The following is a 13,474-nucleotide window of genomic DNA, read 5'->3' on the forward strand; positions in this document are numbered from 1 at the left end:
ACTAAAAACGCAATACTGCTTACAAAGAGCGTGGCACCTAGCCCTAGAGTTAGTAGATTTGAAACCACCCATACTGGCTTTACAGTTATTGGCAAATCATTCGGATTTATGTCGTCAGTCACTAAAAAGATGTAAATAGACATATAAGTCAAAATACTGATTACAGTGATCGGAATATGCCAAAGTAATTCACGCTTTTCTTTTTTTCGAGCTGTTTTATGTGCGGTATTTCTCTGTGCAAGTCTTTCTAAAGGGTCCATTCTTTACTTACCTGAGTAATCATTCAAAAAATTTACCTTTGAGAAAGGTGATTTGCAAGTAACCATAGCCAATACTCGTCCTCCTATTTCTCAAAACAATAAAAAAGCGCGACATCAAATGCCGCGCTCTTTTTTCTTGAAGCTTAAAACTTACAACTTTTAGCTTAGATTGCTTTAAATCGAATCGCTGTGCCGCCGCTGGTGGCAAGCTTTAACGTTAGCTTATCATCAGCAGTAACAATGCGTTTTTCTACTTTTAAGTCGTAAGGGTTATTTACCCATTCGGCTTTGTCACCGTCACGGTAGATTTGCGCTTCAAACTTTTTACCTTTATCTAAGAAGTCTAACTTCACTTCTAAAGTGCGAGCTTTTTCGTCTGTAACAGCACCTAGATACCAGTCGTTACCTGAGTATTGATCACGCTTGCGTTCTTTACGTGCAAACACAACGTAATCGCCAACTTCACCTTGTAGTGCAATACTTTGTTGCCAATCAGTTGGTACATCCTGAATAAACTGGAATGCATCTGGCTTCGCTAAGTAGTTACGTGGTAAATCTGCCGCCATTTGAATTGGGCTGTACATTACAACGTATAGCGCTAATTGCTTCGCTAGGGTTGTTTGTGGGCGGTTGGTATCAGCACCTAAACCGTTAAAGCCCATATCAAAAATACCTGGCGTAAAATCCATTGGGCCTGCAAGCATACGGGTGAAAGCTAGCATAGGAATATGCTCTGGTGGGTTCGGTGGTGTACCCCATGCGTTAAATTCTTGACCACGGGCACCTTCACGAGCAATCCAGTTCGGGTATGTACGACGTAGGCCGGTATCTTTCACAGGCTCATGTGTGTTGATACTAATTTTATGCTTTGCAGCTAGTTTTACGTTGTGTAGGTATTCATTAACCATGAACTGACCATCGTGCCATTCTTTGCGTACAATGCCGTTTTCATCGATACGCTTGATGTTACCACCGTCGGCGACATAACCTGTTTTAACTTGGCTTACATTTGATTTTTCGTATAACGCAAATGCATCTTCCATTTGGTTACGGTAGTTGGTCACGTTGCCCGAAGTTTCGTGGTGACCAATTAATTGTACGCCTTTTTCTTTGCCGTAACGTGTCAGCTCTTCAATATCAAAGTCGTCGTAAGGTTGTGTGAAGCTAAATACGTCACCGTTAAAAAACCAGTCGCCATCCCAGCCAATATTCCAGCCTTCAACTAACACGCCATCGAAGCCATATTTAGCAGCGAAGTCCATGTAATACTTAGTGTTTGCAGTGGTTGCTCCATGAATTTTACCGCTACCCCAAGTATTTTCATTGATGTGCATACCCCACCAAATACCTACGTATTTACCGGGTTTTACCCAAGATACATCACCCAGTTTATTTGGTTCGTTTAAGTTTAAGATGATATCTGAGTTGATTAAATCAACGGCTTCATCACCAATTTGAATTGTACGCCAAGGAGTATTAAATGCGCCTTGTTTTTTGACCGCTACACCGTCTGACCAAGGTGTTAGATCGGCTTGGAAGGTACCATCACGACGTTGATTTAAAACCATGCCTGCATAATCAACAAGGGCAGCTTCGTGAATACTGATATGCACACCCTCTTTATTTTTTATAGTAAATGGTGTGTGCACAAGTGCTGCTTTATGAAGTGGGGTGGTGTTATAAACATATTCATAACGGTTCCAACCACGAGCGGGGATCCACCAAGCTGTTGCATCTGATGAATCTGTAATAGCAAACTCTGTAAGCTCTTTAGTGATTTCTACATCATCATAGCCAGCTTGTTTTGGTAATTCGTATCGAAAGCCTACACCATCATTAAAAGCACGAAAACGTACCGTAAATGTGCCACCTTGTGGTTGTGGTTTTTTAAAGGTAACAGCGACTTCGTTATGGTTATCAACCACAGTTTGGCGTTCACCCCAAGGTTGCTCCCAGCTGCTTTTTACCGAATCAGTGGTTTGGCTGCTAATTTTATAACCTTCACTCATTGCTGGTTGTTGTTTAAAAACAAGGCCTAACGAAGAGTTAGCAATGACTTGTTTACCGGCAAAGCTGATTTCGTAGCTAGGTGTGTGTTGCTCATCTGAGATAGTTACTTTGATCTGCCCATCAGGTGAACTGACGGTTGTGGTTTGTGCTAGGCAAGTACCTGAAAAGGCTGCTAACATTAAGGCAGTTAATCGCATTGTTGTTCCTTGGCGGCTTATGGTTATGGATTGTTGTCATGTATTCACATATATCCTTAAAGCATAAAGTGACTTGCTGGTTAATACGAGAGATCTGCATACGTATTCAACAAAGTGAACGCGGCGATATCCAGCCCAGCACCTAAAAAGGTTTAGCAAAATGACAAGAATAACTTTGTTGCTACTACTATTGTTTAGTCAATGTTTATTGGCACAGCAAATACAGATAGTTGATAAGCAGAATCAACCTGTCAAAAATGCAGTGGTTTGGCTTAAAGGCTCAAAACAACTCACATCTCTTGATAGTCATTACACGATGAGCCAAAAAAAACGTGCCTTTGTGCCTCATGTGTTGGCAGTGCCACAAGGGGCTAATGTTGAGTTTCCAAACCTTGATTCAATCATGCACCACGTTTATTCATTTTCTAAAGCAAAGCAATTTGAGTTAAAGCTTTACCACGATAAACCAGAAAAACCGATTAACTTTGCACAATCGGGGGTTGTTGAGCTTGGCTGTAACATTCATGACTGGATGCTGGGTTACATTGTGGTTGTAGATGGGGGTATTTATGGGCAAACAGATGAGCAAGGTATGGTTGAGTTAAGCTTACCAGAAGGTAAGTTTACTTTGGCTGTTTGGCATGACCGCTTTAATGATATCAGCACACCAGAAACCATCGATATGACTAACAATGCAAAGTCATTGAGCTACCAGCTAAAACAAGCCTTATTACCAAAACTAGAATTAAGCAGTGACGAGTTTGATGATTATGAATAAATGGCAAGCTTTAGCACTGGCGAGTGTTTTTGGGTTGCCTGCAGTGGCATTTGCTGAGCATGATGGGCTGGTAACTGTTTCGGCTGTGCGTGGTGACCAACTAGCGAGCTATCAGCGCAAAGGAATTGGCTTATACCGTTATGACCAAGAGCATGATGGTGTTGTGATATCCCAAGCTATGCTGAGTAGTCGTTTTGAGTTAACGAGTGATTGGTCTGCGCATACAGTGCTTAACGCCCATCCTGATCCTGAACTAACAGTCGGTTTTACTCAGGCTTATTTACAATATCAACCGCTCACTGCAAGTCGTTACAAATGGGCTGTTAAAGCGGGTGGCTTTTATCCAAAAATGTCACTTGAAAACCCACAAAGTGGTTGGATGTCACCTTATAACTACACTAATTCTGCGATTAATAGCTGGATTGGCGAAGAGGTGCGGGCCTTTGGTTTAGAGGCAAACATCAAGCGCCCAGGTAGAAAATTTAGAAGTAACCATAGCTTTGAAGGCTTTGCTGCGGTTTTTAAAGGTAACGATCCAGCTGGAACACTCTTGTCATGGCGAGGGTTCGCTATGCATGACAGGCAAACCACATTCAATGAACAAATCGATTTTGCTATTCCACATTCTTTTGAGTGGACGCAGTTAGATAAGCAAGCTGAGTATGTTGAGCCTTTCGAAGAAGTCGATGGGCGCTTTGGTTATTACGTCGGTGCACATTGGGATTATCAAAAAAAATCGCAATTACGTGTTTATTATTATGACAACAATGGCGATCCAGGTGCGTTGAATACCCGTACTGGTCAATATGCGTGGGATACACGTTTTTTAAGCGCGGCATGGTTATATAAGTTTAATAAGCAAACCCGCATTATTGTTCAGATCCTTGATGGTAAAACTGCGATGGGTACAAATCGTGGGGTAGACAATGATTTTTATAGTCATTTTGTTCTATTAAGTCACAAGTTGGACCAGCATCGTCTCACAATTAGGTATGATTATTTTAAGGTTAGCGATCATGATGATTGGCAATTTGATCCTAATCAAAGTCGTGGAGAAGCTTTAACCGCAAGTTGGCGTTATCAACTGTCGACCAAGTGGCAAGTAGGTGCTGAATATTCAGTGCTGAGCAGTGACGCTCAAAATAGACCTGGTATGGGATTTAATGAGCATAACTCGCAGCAGCAATTACAACTTTCAGCGAGCTGGCACTTTTAATTTCATACACTTTTTCAGTTTTTCTACTAACATTCTAATGAACGTGCTGATTAGAATTTAAATTAGGATAATGTATGAAGTTACAAAGCATTCGCGTCAAAAGTTCTTTGCCTATTGTGCTACTCGGCATTGCTATCGTCATTTTAATTGCTGGCTATACCTATCTAATTAACCTTCAAAAAGAAGCGATTGATGCACAGTCAGAACGCTTCTTAAATGCGGTCTCTGTGGTTGTTAATGCTGACCGAGACCTATACCAAGCTAAAGTCGCAGAGCTGCAACTCGTTACCCTAATGAAAGGGGATAAAGGCCAACTTACTGACCATCAAGAGAATGCCGAACAGGTTAAAGACCGTTTCAAGCAATATTTATCTTATATGTCGCCATATTCTGAGGTGACTGGTCAGTTTCGTAACTTTGATAGCGCATTTGACGCTTGGTATGCAGCATCAACAGCTCATATTAATAACCCAGCAAATGCTTCACAAAAACAAGCGTCTGAGCAAAGCTTTTCAGCACTACGTGATATTTTAGATAAAGCCGGAGAAGCGGCAGACAAAACCTCTCAAGCAGAGACAGAAAAGCTGATGGATAAAGTAATAGGCTTTAAAGTGATGCTTATGGTGATGATTGCTGTGGTTTTAGCTGTTGCTGGTTGGTTTAGTTATTTTGTGCCGCGCCAGCTTACAAAACAAATTAACTTTGTCACAGAGCGGATTAACGAGATAGCCTCTGGAGATGGTGATTTAACAGGTCGTATCAATGTTAAAACACAAGATGAATTTGCCGAGTTAGCAACTGCATTTAATCGCTTTTTAGATAATCTGCAGCAGTTAATCAAAGATATTTTAGAGCAAGCGAAAGAGCTACATAATCTAGGCAACGATTTAGATAACTTTGCAAATCAAAACCATCAAGTTAACCAAAAGCTTAGCCAAGCATCTGAGTCTATAGTCAGTGCTGTACATGAAATGAGTGTAGCAAGTCGCGAAGTAGCTAATGTGGCGCAAAACTCATCTCACGAAGCCGATAATTCACAACAGCTAGCTAAACAAGGTTTAGCTGCGGTTGATAATTCAAGCCGTAAAATTATTGCGCTATCAGACAACATGGAGCATGCCAGCCAGCGTTCAACTGAGTTGCAACAAAGCTCAGACAACATTGCTAAAGTGCTTGAAGTTATTCGTGCTATTGCCGAGCAAACTAACCTACTTGCACTGAATGCAGCAATTGAAGCGGCCCGCGCCGGAGAACAAGGGCGAGGTTTTGCGGTAGTAGCTGATGAGGTTCGTACCCTTGCGACTCGCACGCAAGATAGCACTAATGATATTCAAACTATGGTGGAGCAGTTTGCAACCAGCGTTGAGCAGTCACTGCAAGCTATTAACAGTGGTAAGCAATATGCCGATGAAGCGGTTGAGTCATTCACACAAACCAATGATGTGCTTAACTCAATGCAAGAGTCATCAGTTAAGGTAAATGATATGGCGATGCAGACAGCGCAAGCGACTGAAGAGCAAACTGCTGTAGCAGATGAAATTAGCCAAAATTTATCAGACTTAAATGACCAAACCCAACAAGGGGGCGGCTTAGCAAGTTCAACACAAGAAGTGGCTAATCGTATGAATCAACTCACTGATGAGCTCAATCATTTAGTGAATCGATTTAAAGTCTAATTATAAACCAACAAAAAAGGGCTCAATGAGCCCTTTTTTACATCTAGCTAAAACGCTTACTTTTTCTCAAAAGCACGCTTCATATAATTTGGTGTCGCTAATGCGCCGTGGTGAATACCTGCATTATAGTATTCTGTGCTTTGCGCAAGTGTATTTGCATCATCTTCACGAAACCCTGCGAATGCTTCTGACTTACGAGCAAGGGTGACTGACCATAAACCGCTTGGGTAAATTGGCTGTGGGAAAGGCAGCGTTTGTAGGTCAACAAAACCCACTTCTGTCATTGCATCACGCATTTCTACTAATAGTGGCATATGCATAAGTGGTGATTCACTTTGCTGAATTAAGATGCCACCCGGGCGAAGTGCAGTTAAACAGCTAGTATAGAAAGCGTGGTTGAATAAACCTTCGCCCGGACCAACTGGATCTGTACCATCAACAATTACTACATCTATTGATTCTGGCGCTGCTTCACGCATGTACTTGATGCCGTCGTCAAACATCACTGTTGCACGAGGATCTTGGTTTGATTCACACAGCTCAGGGAAGTATTTAAGTGACATTTGTGTCACGACTTCGTCGATATCAATTTGCGTTACGCTCTCAACACCTGGGTGTTTTAAAACTTCGCGTAAAGTACCGCAGTCACCACCACCAATGATCACAACATTTTTTGGATTTGGGTGTGCAAGCAATGCCGGATGGCTGATCATCTCGTGATAAAAAAAGTTTTCACGGCTACTTACCATAGTACAACCGTCAATAATCATCAGATTACCGAAGTCAGTTGTTTCGTACATTTCTACTTTTTGAAATGGCGATTGCTGTTCATCAAGCTTTTTAGTAATGCGTAATGAAAAGGCACTACCATCACGGTCACTAATTTCAGTGAACCAGTTGTTTTGATCTAAATTAGCCATCTTGCTTATACACTTTTGGTTAATGGTAAAAAAGGGGGGCAATTTTGCCAGTGCTTGACCAATTGCTCAATCAAATTTTAATCAGTATAGCGAATATTTTTTATCACTTTGGCATATAGCGCAATTTTTGTTAGCGTGGTCAGCCCTAGCGTATTAAAATGTGCGTTTATATTTAATGAAATTACAGAAGATATTGCCATGACTTGGGGTTTAGACAAAGCACGCGATACATACAATGTTGCTCATTGGAGTGACGGTTACTTTGACATTAACGCACAAGGTGAGCTGGTGGCTTACCCTGATGGCGATCAAACAAAAGCTGCGGTGTCTTTATCTGAACTAACCGAGCAATTCAAAAAGCAAGGTCTTACTTTACCTGTACTAGTACGCTTTACTGACATTTTACAAAATCGTGTTGATACCCTAACGAGTGCTTTTACCAAAGCCTGTAATGCCCGTGAATACCAAGGTAGTTATACCTGTGTTTACCCAATCAAGGTTAATCAGCAGCGCTCTGTGGTTAGTAAACTACTTGCTCATCCAAGTGGTTTAGTCGGCCTTGAAGCCGGCTCAAAGCCTGAACTTATGGCGATTTTAGGTGTAGCACAAGAGCCAATTACCATTGTTTGTAATGGCTACAAAGACAGTGAGTTTTTACGTTTAGCCTGTATCGGTCAAGGCATGGGCCATAAGGTTCATATTGTTGTAGAAAAACTGTCTGAACTAACCACCTTATTGGCTGAAATTGATGACTTAGGTATTGAGCCATCAATCGGTATTCGCATTCGCTTAAACTCGGTAGGTAAAGGTAAATGGCAAAACACCGGTGGTGAAAAAGGCAAATTTGGTTTAACTGCAGGCCAAGTACTTTCTGCGGTTGAGCTACTTAAGTCACGTAATAAACTCCATTTAATGCAACTTGTGCATTTTCATATCGGCTCTCAAATTGCCAATATCCGTGATATTCATCGAGCACTGCGTGAATGTGCCCGCCATTTTGCAGAGTTAACGCAGTTAGGCGTACCACTAAATACAGTTGATGTTGGTGGTGGTTTAGGTGTTGACTATGAAGGGTCTGGTTCACGTAGTTCGTGTTCAATGAACTACAGTGTTGATGAATATGCACGTAATGTAGTGAATGCATTTGCTGAAGTATGCCAACAACATGCTCTTAAGCACCCAGCCATTATTACTGAATCTGGCCGTGCGTTAACTGCGCACCACGCAGTATTAATTACAGATGTTATTGATGTTGAGCGTGCACCTAACCATGCGAATCCAACGGCGCCTGAGGCTGACAGCGTATTAGTGTTAGATGAAATGTGGCAGTGCTTACAGCGTTTAACGCCGCGAATGGCACTAGAAATTTATCATGATGCAATGCATCTATTTAGTGAAGCCCATGACCAATATGTGCATGGCCTACTCACTATGCTTGAATGGGCAAAGCTCGAGCAGCTGTATTTCACCATTTTACACCGTGTTCGAGCATCTCTCAGCGAGAATGCCCGTGCCCACCGTGAAGTGTTAGATGATTTAAACGAAAAGCTGGCCGATAAGCTATTCGTTAATTTCTCATTATTCCAATCACTGCCAGATGTTTGGGGTATTCAGCAACTTTTCCCTGTGATGCCAGTAGAAAACCTTCATCAGCCATTAACGCAACGCGCTATTATTCAAGACATTACCTGTGACTCTGATGGACAAATTCGTAACTATGTTGAAGGTACAGGTATTGAGAGTAGTTTACCTATTCCTGAGTACAAGCAAGGTCAGCAATACCACATTGCCATGTTCTTAGTGGGCGCGTATCAAGAAATTTTAGGTGATTTACATAACCTATTTGGCGACACAGATTCAGTGCATGTTGAGCTTACTGAAGCGGGTTACCAGCTGACTAACGCAATTAAAGGCGACAGCGTTAAGGACGTATTAAAGTTTGTTGATTATGATAGCGACATTCTTGCTGAAAACTTTGCAAAACGGGTTAACTCACTGGCAATTGATGAGCAATCTAAGGCACAATATTTGTCAGAACTAAATGCAGGCCTTGCTGGCTATACGTATTTTGAAGATTAAGCATTAAAGGAATAAGTAGTAATGTCCATGATCCGTTGTGTGTTCAGTTTTATATTTTACACCCTCAATACACTTTTTTGGTTTGTGCCCATCTTTATTTGTGGCGTGATTAAACTGATCCCAATTAAACCTCTACAAAAAGCAATGAGTTGGATAGCTAAGCAATGCGCCACTATGTGGGTGAGTTGCAACAGCATCAACCAAAACATATTTGCTTCATATAAGCTAAACGTGACAGGTCTTGAGCAACTAAAAGCGAAAGACTGGTACTTGGTGATCGCAAATCATCAAAGCTGGGTAGATATCGTTGTAATGCAACGCGTGTTTAATCGCCGCATACCGTTTTTAAACTTTTTCTTGAAAAAAGAACTGATCTACGTTCCTTTTTTAGGTCTTGCTTGGTGGGCATTGGATTTTCCATTTATGACTCGCACGAGTAAAGCTCAGTTAAAGAAAAACCCTAAATTGCGTGGTAAAGACTTAGAAACAACGCGCAAAGCTTGTGAAAAATTCAAAGAAATGCCAGTAAGTATCGTTAACTTTGTTGAAGGTACGCGTTTTACACCGCAAAAGCACTCGCGCCAAAATAGTCCTTTTGAGCACTTATTAAAGCCAAAAGCGGGTGGTGTTGCGTTTGTTATGCAAGCAATGGGTGAGCAAATTTCCAAAGTGGTCAATGTCACTATTCATTACCCTGGTGGTATTCCTAGCTTTGTAGACTTTGCCAGTGGTCGTGTAAAAGAAGTCGAAGTGCGAGTCGAGGTGATGGAAGTAAGCCCTAATTTAATCGGTGATTACACCGGTGATGCTGAGTTTAGAGTTAACTTTCAAGCTGAATTAAACCGCATTTGGAATGAAAAAAACCAGCAGCTAGCCGAGTTAGAAGCAAAAACGCAGTAGTATTGCTAATGCAGTCGAGAGCACACTTATGTTAAAGAAATTTTTACCAAATTGGTTAACAGGCGTTCTAGTTAGCATTGTCTTGTTTGCTAATGTAATTATTTGGGGCACGCTTGTGCTGCTCTTTGGTGTGCTTAAATTAATACTGCCATTTAAAGTGGTTAGCGACATTCTTCATGCGGCCTATCGCGGTTGGTGTAAAGGTAACCGCTTGGCTTTGTGGTTAGGTTGCCCCACAATCGATATTGATATTAAAGGCAAAGTCAGTACAGATGGTTGGTACCTACTTATCTCTAATCACATGAGTTGGTTAGACATTGTTGTTCTAAGTGCGATTGATGTTTTACCCGCGCCAAAGTTCTTTTTAAAAGATGAGCTGAAGTATGTGCCATTCATTGGCACCGGCGCGTGGGCCATGGGTATGCCTTTCATGAAACGTGTTAGCAAAGCACAGCTGGCAAAAAACCCTAAGCTGAAAGGTCTCGATGTTGAGCGCACTAAGCGCAGTTGCCGCGACTTCCGTAATCACCCGACAACCATTATCAACTTTGTTGAAGGTACGCGCTTTACGTGCCAAAAACACAAAAAACAAAATAGTCCGTTTACTTATCTTTTAAAACCTAAAGCGGGCGGTATTGCATTTGCCCTTGAGGTGTTAGGCGAACAGTTTGATGCATTATTAAATACCTCGATTATTTACCAAGGCGAGGGCGATCATATTTGCCGTAACCTGATGCGTGGCCGCCTTAATGTGATCAAAGTTGAAATGCACGTACAAGCAATTAGCGCAGAGATGATTGGTGATTATCAGAATGACCGCGCATTTAGAACGGCTTTTCAACAACATATTAATGAGTTATGGTTGCAAAAAGATGCTCAGCTACTAACTTATCATCAAGCCCAACAAGCTGAGTACCTTGCCAACATCAATAAAGAGGTTGAAGCACCATGAAGCAAACTCACCTGCAAGAGCTGGTGATGCCTTGGTTTGAATCAATGCCAGACGCGGCGCTGTTAAGTGCATTAACGGCTACAGCGATTGGCGTTGGTTCATTACTATTAATTTATATGTTTACCCGTCGACTGCTGTTGCCGGGTATTCAAAAGGTTGTTACACGCCTGTCTCCAGAGCGCATAGGTGCGCTTACTCCAATGCTCAATAAACTGAATCGTCGTTTTGCGGGGATATTGTGCTGCGTACTGTATTTGGCAACCTTTGATTATGTATATCCAGTTCATGATGTCGCTGCGTTGGTACTTAAAACCGTAGGTCAAGTTGCATTGATCATTTATGGTGGCTTCATTTTAAGTAGTGTGGTGAGCATTGCTGGTGGCATTTATAACCAACTTGATTTTGCCCGCGATATTCCGATTCAGGGTTTGATCCAAGTTGTAAAACTTATCACCTTTATGGTTTGCGCCATTCTCATTGTGAGCATTTTGCTAGAGAAGTCGCCAACTTATATTTTGTCTGGCTTTGGTGCGATAGCGGCGGTGACCTTACTCGTATTTAAAGACACCATTTTGGGATTTGTCGCCAGTATTCAAATTGCAGCTAACCGATTAGTGACATATGGCGATTGGATCCAAGTGGATAGCTATGGGGCGGATGGCGAGGTTATCGACCTTGGCTTAAATACGGTAAAAGTACGTAACTGGGATAACACCATTACAACCATTCCGACTTATATGCTGGTTGCTGGGTCATTTAAAAACTGGCGTGGCATGCAAGAGTCTGGTGGTCGTCGTATCAAGCGTGCTTTAAACATTGATATGAACAGTATTCGTTTGGTTGATGATGCGTTTCGAGAGCAAATTGATGCTGCTATTCCACTTAACGACTATATTCGTGTTTCAAGCTTGCCCGATCCGGTGACAAACCTTGGCTTGTTCCGTCGTTATGCTGAAGGTTACTTAAAACAACATGAAAAAATTAATCGTGATTTGACCTTAATGGTACGTGAGCTACAGCCGATGAATCACGGCTTACCTATTGAGTTTTACTGCTTTAGTGAAGATAAGCGCTGGATTTCATACGAGCACTTGCAAGCAGAGATTATGGATCACCTGCTTGCTGTGTTGCCAATCTTTGGACTCAGACCATATCAAAGTGTTACTGGGCAGTTAAGTACAAGCGAAGCCCAAACAGGGTTAAAACCAAGTATTAAGGTTGCTAACCCTGTGCGTGAAAAAACTTAAAACTGACTAACTAACGCGCTTAGTGTAATAAAGGCTAACAATAGCCACCAAATAGGTGGCTTTGCCATTCTTAGCCACGTAAATGCTGCAATGACTAAAGCTACTTGCCACAAATTTTGTACCGCCGATTGCCAAATAGGTGAATAAAGGGCGGCAGCTAAAAAACCCACAACAGCCGCATTTAGCGCTGCAATACTGCCCGCAAAGCGAGGCTTATCAGCCAGTTGTAGCCAGCTTTTCATAAAGGCTAGCATCAATAAAAAGCCCGGTAAGAAAATCATGATGGTCGCGACAATGGCACCTAAAAGTGGTGTATTCGGCGATACTTGTGCGCCTAAGTATGTGGCTATTGTGAACATCGGTCCAGGTATGGCCTGAGCACTGGCATAAGCTGATAAAAACTGCTCGGTTTCAAGGCTTGGCACGCCAGCTTGTAAAATGGGTAACACAACGTGGCCGCCACCAAAGACCATAGCGCCAGTTTGGTAAAATGGGGCAAACAAAGAAAACCCTTCGCCTAAAGGTAAAAAGCTGATCAGTAACAAGACTGTAAATAAAAAAAGCGGTAACCAAGCAATTTTCACAGGTTTATGTTCTTGGTTCTCTGGCAGTTTAAGCTGAGGATAAAACCAACCTATGGCCGCAGCCGCAATCAGTACTAAAATTTGACTCGATAACTGTGAGAATACAATCAGTGCAATCGTGCTCAATACCGCGATTAGCTTGTGTAAGTGGTTTTTGCAAAAGCTCATTGCCATACTGTAGGTCGCATCCGCAACAATCACCACAGCAAAGAGTTTAAGCCCGGCAATTACCGCAAAGTAAATATCACCAAATTGGTGAGCACTAAGAGCCAAAAAAAACATAATTAAAAATGAGGGCAGGGTAAAGCCAACAAATGCACACAGGCCTCCCAGTACTCCTCCTTTTTCAACCCCCATAGCAAAGCTAACTTGGCTTGAACCAGGGCCTGGTAATGCTTGGCTTAGGCTTATCAATTGCGCATAGCGCTCAGCAGTGAGCCATTTTAAGTTATCAACAAAGTGGCGCTTAAAATAACCAAGGTGTGCCGCAGGGCCGCCAAAGCTCATACAGCCTAATAAAAAGAATTGTTTAAAGATGATAAATAACATTACTGTTGCCGTTACAGGATGATTGTTTCTATTATGACAAAATTGTATGACATTTTTGTGGTTTTTATGACACAAGGCCGTCTACAATATAGAGAACGAGTGAACG

General features: G+C 41.9%; 11 protein-coding genes. 7 read left to right on the plus strand and 4 right to left on the minus strand.

The window, feature by feature from the left end; all coding sequences use genetic code 11:
• Both L1D51_RS05695 and L1D51_RS05700 read right to left on the minus strand, forming a co-directional pair.
• Positions 1 to 260: hypothetical protein (locus L1D51_RS05695; RefSeq protein WP_239963149.1), on the minus strand; the 260-nt coding region annotated here is incomplete at its 3' end.
• Positions 261 to 424: 164 nt separating this feature from the next.
• Positions 425 to 2,467, minus strand: a complete 2,043-nt coding sequence (locus tag L1D51_RS05700) for a glycoside hydrolase family 97 protein (protein WP_055198613.1) — start codon at positions 2,465 to 2,467, stop codon at positions 425 to 427.
• A 160-nt stretch (positions 2,468 to 2,627) separates the two neighbouring features.
• Between L1D51_RS05700 and L1D51_RS05705 the strand changes: the two genes are divergently transcribed.
• The 3 genes from L1D51_RS05705 to L1D51_RS05715 all read left to right on the plus strand — a co-directional run bounded on the left by L1D51_RS05705 (position 2,628) and on the right by L1D51_RS05715 (position 6,137).
• Entirely contained in the window at positions 2,628 to 3,245 is a 618-nt protein-coding gene (locus L1D51_RS05705; protein ID WP_054562849.1) for a methylamine utilization protein, read from the plus strand.
• Positions 3,232 to 4,461 (plus strand): hypothetical protein, encoded by a 1,230-nt coding sequence (locus tag L1D51_RS05710; protein ID WP_055020519.1) that lies wholly within the window; start codon positions 3,232 to 3,234, stop codon positions 4,459 to 4,461. The genes L1D51_RS05705 and L1D51_RS05710 overlap by 14 nt, the downstream gene beginning before the upstream one ends.
• Before the next feature lie 74 nt (positions 4,462 to 4,535).
• Positions 4,536 to 6,137, plus strand: a complete 1,602-nt coding sequence (locus L1D51_RS05715) for a methyl-accepting chemotaxis protein (protein WP_054562847.1) — start codon at positions 4,536 to 4,538, stop codon at positions 6,135 to 6,137.
• A 56-nt stretch (positions 6,138 to 6,193) separates the two neighbouring features.
• Here L1D51_RS05715 and speE read toward each other — a convergent pair whose 3' ends face one another.
• On the minus strand, positions 6,194 to 7,057 hold the full coding sequence (speE, locus tag L1D51_RS05720) for a polyamine aminopropyltransferase (protein WP_054562846.1): 864 nt from the start codon (positions 7,055 to 7,057) through the stop codon (positions 6,194 to 6,196).
• Between the two features lie 198 nt (positions 7,058 to 7,255).
• Between speE and speA the strand changes: the two genes are divergently transcribed.
• From speA to L1D51_RS05740, 4 genes are read left to right on the plus strand one after another with little or no spacing between them, the layout of a single operon-like run.
• Positions 7,256 to 9,136 carry a biosynthetic arginine decarboxylase gene (gene speA, locus L1D51_RS05725; protein WP_239963160.1) on the plus strand — a complete coding sequence of 627 codons (1,881 nt, stop codon included), beginning with the start codon at positions 7,256 to 7,258 and terminating at the stop codon, positions 9,134 to 9,136.
• 21 nt (positions 9,137 to 9,157) lie between these two features.
• Complete coding sequence (locus L1D51_RS05730) at positions 9,158 to 10,036, plus strand: 1-acylglycerol-3-phosphate O-acyltransferase, YihG family (protein ID WP_055020517.1); 879 nt, start codon at positions 9,158 to 9,160, stop codon at positions 10,034 to 10,036.
• Positions 10,037 to 10,064: 28 nt separating this feature from the next.
• Complete coding sequence (locus tag L1D51_RS05735; RefSeq protein WP_239963162.1) at positions 10,065 to 10,988, plus strand: 1-acylglycerol-3-phosphate O-acyltransferase, YihG family; 924 nt, start codon at positions 10,065 to 10,067, stop codon at positions 10,986 to 10,988.
• On the plus strand, positions 10,985 to 12,235 hold the full coding sequence (locus tag L1D51_RS05740) for a mechanosensitive ion channel family protein (RefSeq protein ID WP_058586162.1): 1,251 nt from the start codon (positions 10,985 to 10,987) through the stop codon (positions 12,233 to 12,235). Before L1D51_RS05735 ends, L1D51_RS05740 begins: the two co-directional genes overlap by 4 nt.
• Here L1D51_RS05740 and chrA read toward each other — a convergent pair.
• A complete protein-coding gene (gene chrA, locus L1D51_RS05745; protein WP_239963172.1) occupies positions 12,232 to 13,368 on the minus strand; it encodes a chromate efflux transporter in 1,137 nt (378 codons plus the stop codon). The two genes, L1D51_RS05740 and chrA, sit on opposite strands and share 4 nt — an antisense overlap.
• Between the last annotated feature and the right edge of the window lie 106 nt (positions 13,369 to 13,474).

This window comes from Pseudoalteromonas shioyasakiensis (assembly GCF_022398475.1).
Lineage (GTDB): Bacteria > Pseudomonadota > Gammaproteobacteria > Enterobacterales > Alteromonadaceae > Pseudoalteromonas.

What these genes read in the sequence shown, in the direction of transcription:
- L1D51_RS05700 (WP_055198613.1), bottom strand. Translation starts at nt 2,467, where the DNA reads ATGCGATTAACTGCCTTAATGTTAGCAGCCTTTTCAGGTACTTGCCTA.
- L1D51_RS05705 (WP_054562849.1), top strand. Translation starts at nt 2,628, where the DNA reads ATGACAAGAATAACTTTGTTGCTACTACTATTGTTTAGTCAATGTTTA.
- L1D51_RS05710 (WP_055020519.1), top strand. Translation starts at nt 3,232, where the DNA reads ATGATTATGAATAAATGGCAAGCTTTAGCACTGGCGAGTGTTTTTGGG.
- L1D51_RS05715 (WP_054562847.1), top strand. Translation starts at nt 4,536, where the DNA reads ATGAAGTTACAAAGCATTCGCGTCAAAAGTTCTTTGCCTATTGTGCTA.
- speE (WP_054562846.1), bottom strand. Translation starts at nt 7,057, where the DNA reads ATGGCTAATTTAGATCAAAACAACTGGTTCACTGAAATTAGTGACCGT.
- speA (WP_239963160.1), top strand. Translation starts at nt 7,256, where the DNA reads ATGACTTGGGGTTTAGACAAAGCACGCGATACATACAATGTTGCTCAT.
- L1D51_RS05730 (WP_055020517.1), top strand. Translation starts at nt 9,158, where the DNA reads ATGTCCATGATCCGTTGTGTGTTCAGTTTTATATTTTACACCCTCAAT.
- L1D51_RS05735 (WP_239963162.1), top strand. Translation starts at nt 10,065, where the DNA reads ATGTTAAAGAAATTTTTACCAAATTGGTTAACAGGCGTTCTAGTTAGC.
- L1D51_RS05740 (WP_058586162.1), top strand. Translation starts at nt 10,985, where the DNA reads ATGAAGCAAACTCACCTGCAAGAGCTGGTGATGCCTTGGTTTGAATCA.
- chrA (WP_239963172.1), bottom strand. Translation starts at nt 13,368, where the DNA reads ATGTTATTTATCATCTTTAAACAATTCTTTTTATTAGGCTGTATGAGC.